A 4,301-nucleotide genomic window follows, 5' to 3' on the forward strand; every position below is an offset into this window, starting at 1 on the left:
CCCACCCGTGATTTGCTTTCGGGGCTTCCGCCCCGCCCCCCAGGGATTACCACCCCCGGGCTCCGCCCGCAGCCTCGATCTTGACGGTCGGACGGCCTGAGCGAATTCGGCCCCAACCGTGACCCCTCCTGAAAGCCGGATGGTCCGGGCAAGTTCAACGCTGGCCATGACCCCTCCTGAAACCGGACGGGTCTGAGCGAGTTCAACCCTGGCCATCACCCCTCCCGAAACCAGACAGGTCTGAGCGAGTTCAACCCTGGCCATCACCCCTCCTGGCGGATGGTTCCGGTCAGTACCTTCCTGCTCGCGCCAGAACGTCCTCGGCCTGCGCGGCCAGGGTGGCGACCAGATCGGCTGCGGATGGCAGGTCGGTGATGAGATCAACGGCTTCGCCGGCCCAGACCGGCAGCGGCGGCAGATCACCTCGTTCCACCGCATCCTGATAGGCCCGTTTAGCCTGTGGGTCAGCGGCGAGCTCCGCTTCCCGGCCGCGCCATTGGTCAAGGTACGGATGCCCAAGAGTGCGGGCGGTGTATTTCGACGGCCACCGCGAACCTCGGGCGATATCCAGCACGCTATTGCGCTCGGTGTCCACCCCACGTCCCTCGATGATCGCTTTGATGGTCGAGGCGTCGACAAGCGACTCGGCCGTGGCCTGGAAGCGAGTGCCGACAAGGGCCCCGGCGGCGCCAAGTGCCAGCGCCGCGGCGACGCCACGCCCGTCGGCGATCCCACCCGCCGCCAGCACCGGAACCGGCGCCACCAGATCCACCACGACCGGCACGAACGGCAACGTGGATCGCCCGCGCCGGGCCCCATGCCCACCACTTTCCGTCCCCTGCGCCACGATGACATCGGCACCCACGTCCACCGCCTGCCGGGCCTCCTCCAGATCGGTGACCTGGACGACCAACGCCACCCCCGCATCGCGGATACGTCCAGCAAACGGGCGCGGATCACCGAAGGACAACATCACCGCCCGCGGGTTGTGCACCAGCACCCGCTCCACCGCACCCACATCGATCGCCCAGCTCAGGAAACCGACACCCCACGGCTTCGCGGTACCCTCCGCGACGATGGCCAACTCACGGGCCAGCCACTCCCGATCCCCGTTGCCGCCACCCAGCAACCCGAGCCCCCCACCGCGAGAGACCGCCGCCGCCAGCGCACCCCCCGCCGACCCACCCATAGGCGCCAGCGCAATCGGATGCCCCACCCCTAGCAACTTCGTAAACGCCGTGGACAACGCCATAACCACCATCATCACCCCCTGCCGCCGCACTGGCCCATCAAACAGCCGAACCGGCCACCGACGCCCTGACATCCGCCAACACCCGACGCGTCAGCCATGACCAACGCAGCGCACACACGACCACATCACCAGCCCAGGACACGCCGCATAGAAGATCACCTTCTGTGACATTCACGATCAGACAGCCGCTAAGCGGCCGCGAGCGGAGAATCAGCAGGATCTGGCACAAATTCCGCGAGGCCAACGAGAACGGGCGACCCAGCGAGTTCTGTGAGGCCTGTCGTCCCAGGTCAAAGCAGCCCGGGTGAGCAATCCACGGCATCGCTCATTGGGTTTCCGCCCCGCCCACCGGACCCGCTCACTCAGGCTTCGGCCCACCCTCCCGGGGATCATCCACCCAGGGATCAGCCGAGATCGAGCAGGACCCCGGGATCGAACTCGATCGGCAGAGGGTCATCGACCTTCAGCACGGTCCCTGCGAACACCCGATCCACCCGCCGATAAACGCCGTGAGCAGGCAAAAGGCTGTAGAGCGTAATGTTGACCTTCGGTTCCAGATCCACGATCCAGTAATGCGAGATCCCACTGGCGGCATACTCGTTGGGCTTCTCGTACCGATCAGTCCGCTCGCTCCCGCTCTCGCGAGAGATGACCTCCACGACCAGCTGGACATCCAGCCCTTGATAAGCTCGCTCGTCGCGCTGAAGGGACAGGCGCGCGGCTGCTCCGTCGACGATGCCGACGTCGGGAACTCGGATACCCGCGACCGTGAACACATCAAGAGGCCCGTTGACGTAGAAGTCGGCATCGGCACTGGCGATTGCCCGCTCAAAAAAGGAGCGAAGCGCACGGACCACATGGTCATGGCGGATGCTGGGCCAGGGGGACATCAGGATCCATCCGTTGACGAGCTCGTATCGCGCGTCCCGAGGCATCCGATCAAGGTCGGCGATCGTGTAGGGCCCATGGTTGTACGAGTGGTCCCGATCGTCATACGCGACGCTCATATGCCCTCACCTCCCGCTCATCCAGCCATCTGCCAGCCAAGACGTCCGGCTCGCCAAAGAACTTCCCCTATGGAAAGTCCATCTCCAGCCTAAAGGGACAGTCGCACCCTTTCGAGAACGCTCACCGACACGCTAAGGGCAGATACGCACAGTAGTCAGGGCGATCGCTCCAACAGGAGCCTCACAGGGGCCTTCACTCCTTCCAGAGAGTGCCCCGGCCCTTCAGCCAGCGGCAAACCCGTACAAACACCCGTGAACGCCACAAGCGTTCTGCCTCTAAAAACCGTGCGAAGTACGGCGGGTCACCCTGCGGGTGGGCAGGGCGGACACGTAGGCCGACATAAGTCAGCATGAGACGGCCGGCTCGGGTTTCTGTCCGTAGTCGCCTTTGCAGCTTTCGTGGATCAGCTCACGCTATGAGGTAGCGAGGGCCGGAGCCACACACAGAAGGGAGCCGACCGTCATGAGGAGTGTGACAGGCTCGGCCGGTCCGATCCATCTGGGGATGGACACCTCCAGGGATGCGATCGTGGTGGGCATTCTGCGGCCGGGTGAGGAAACCCCGATCGTGGATCGGATCTTCAACGATGAGCCGTCGATCCGGCGGCTTGTCGGGCGTTTCCCCGATCCCGGGGTGCTTCGTGTCTGTTACGAGGCCGGGTTCGGCGGGTATGCGTTGCATCGGCTGTTCTCCTCGATGGGGGTGGATTGCCAGGTGATCGCTCCGGCGCTGGTCCCGAAGGGGGCGGGGGAGCGGGTCAAGACCGATCGGCGGGACGCGATCCGGCTGGCGCGGTTGCATCGGGCCGGGGAGCTGACCGCGATCCGGGTGCCGTCGGCGGCCGAGGAGGCGGTGCGGGATCTGGTCCGGGCTCGGGCGGATCTGGTGGAGGATCGTAAGCGGGCCAAGCAGCGGATCGTGGCGATGCTGTTACGGCAGGGCCGGGTCTTCCGCGAGGGCGCGCCGTGGACTGCCGCGCATGAGCGGTGGTTGTCGGCGCAGCGTTTCGATGAGCCCGCGCTGGCGGCGACCTATGCCCACTATCGGGCCGGGTTGCCAGCGCGGGTGGCCGAGCTGGCGGCGATCGAGGCCGAGCTGTGGCCGTGGGCGCACCGTGAGCCGCTGGCCGGATCGGTGGCCCGGCTGGTCGCCTATCGGGGGATCGGGGAGTTGATCGCGCTCACGCTGGCCGCGGAGATCGTCGATTGGCGGCGTTTTCCCACCGCGACGGCGTTCATGGGGTTCACCGGGCTGACTCCCAGCGAGTATTCCAGCGGCACCAGGATCGCGCGGGGTCACATCACCAAGGCGGGACCGGTCGGGGTGCGCACCGTGCTGATCGAGGCGGCCTGGAAATACCATTACCAGCCCGCGATCCGGGGCGATCTGCGTAAACGCCAGGCCGGCGCCTCCCCCGCCACCTTGGCTCGTTCGCTGGCCGCCCAGCACCGGCTGTGTGGCAAGTTCCGGCGGATGAGCGGGCCGGGCGGCAAGCCCGGCACGGTCACGGTCGTGGCGGTCGCCCGCGAGCTGGCCGGGTTCATCTGGGCCGAGATGACCAGCCAGGACTGATTCACATGATCTTCGGCGTGGTATCTGCGGGTGGTGGCGGCGCTGGCCGGCCACCCTGCCCACGCCGGACCCACCGGTGGCCTACCCGGACGCACGCCGCGGCAGGAACAACCCCCGTACGGTCTTTGAGCTACCCAACGCTCGTCATAAGTACGGGGCCCCTCCCTGCGAACAGCCGACATGCGATCTCGACACGCGAATATCAGAATGGCAGTGGCCAGCGCCACGACCACGCCTGGGTAGGCCACCCCCATCCCGCGCGTTCTCCCCCAGCCCGGCAATTGTGGGTCTACCTGATCCGGCGCCTCAAGACCGTTCGTCCTCGCTGCGCTGCGGGCGCTGCGTCTTGACCCACCGGAGCGGTAGACCCATCCCCGAACCCGGGAGAGAACACCGGAACAACGGCACCACACCAACCCAAACCAGACACACGGTGGCAGCAAAACCTTGACGGGCCGTCTCATATCAG

The 4,301-nt window shown here is 66.4% G+C and carries 3 protein-coding genes; 1 reads left to right on the plus strand and 2 read right to left on the minus strand.

Features of this window, described 5'->3' with window-relative positions; translation table 11 throughout:
• Positions 1-289: 289 nt before the first annotated feature.
• Positions 290-1,282: an NAD(P)H-dependent flavin oxidoreductase gene (locus Aple_RS18160; protein WP_218038384.1), complete on the minus strand. Its 993-nt coding sequence runs from the start codon at positions 1,280-1,282 to the stop codon at positions 290-292.
• Positions 1,283-1,656: 374 nt separating this feature from the next.
• Complete coding sequence (locus Aple_RS18165) at positions 1,657-2,259, minus strand: Uma2 family endonuclease (protein ID WP_155345795.1); 603 nt, start codon at positions 2,257-2,259, stop codon at positions 1,657-1,659.
• A 463-nt stretch (positions 2,260-2,722) separates the two neighbouring features.
• Between Aple_RS18165 and Aple_RS18170 the strand changes: the two genes are divergently transcribed.
• Positions 2,723-3,832, plus strand: a complete 1,110-nt coding sequence (locus Aple_RS18170; RefSeq protein ID WP_155345796.1) for an IS110 family RNA-guided transposase — start codon at positions 2,723-2,725, stop codon at positions 3,830-3,832.
• Positions 3,833-4,301 lie beyond the last annotated feature (469 nt).

Source organism: Acrocarpospora pleiomorpha (assembly GCF_009687885.1).
GTDB lineage: Bacteria > Actinomycetota > Actinomycetes > Streptosporangiales > Streptosporangiaceae > Acrocarpospora > Acrocarpospora pleiomorpha.

Bases quoted from the DNA above. Each gene is read 5' to 3' on its own strand.
- Aple_RS18165 (WP_155345795.1), bottom strand. From the start codon at position 2,259: ATGAGCGTCGCGTATGACGATCGGGACCACTCGTACAACCATGGGCCC.
- Aple_RS18170 (WP_155345796.1), top strand. From the start codon at position 2,723: ATGAGGAGTGTGACAGGCTCGGCCGGTCCGATCCATCTGGGGATGGAC.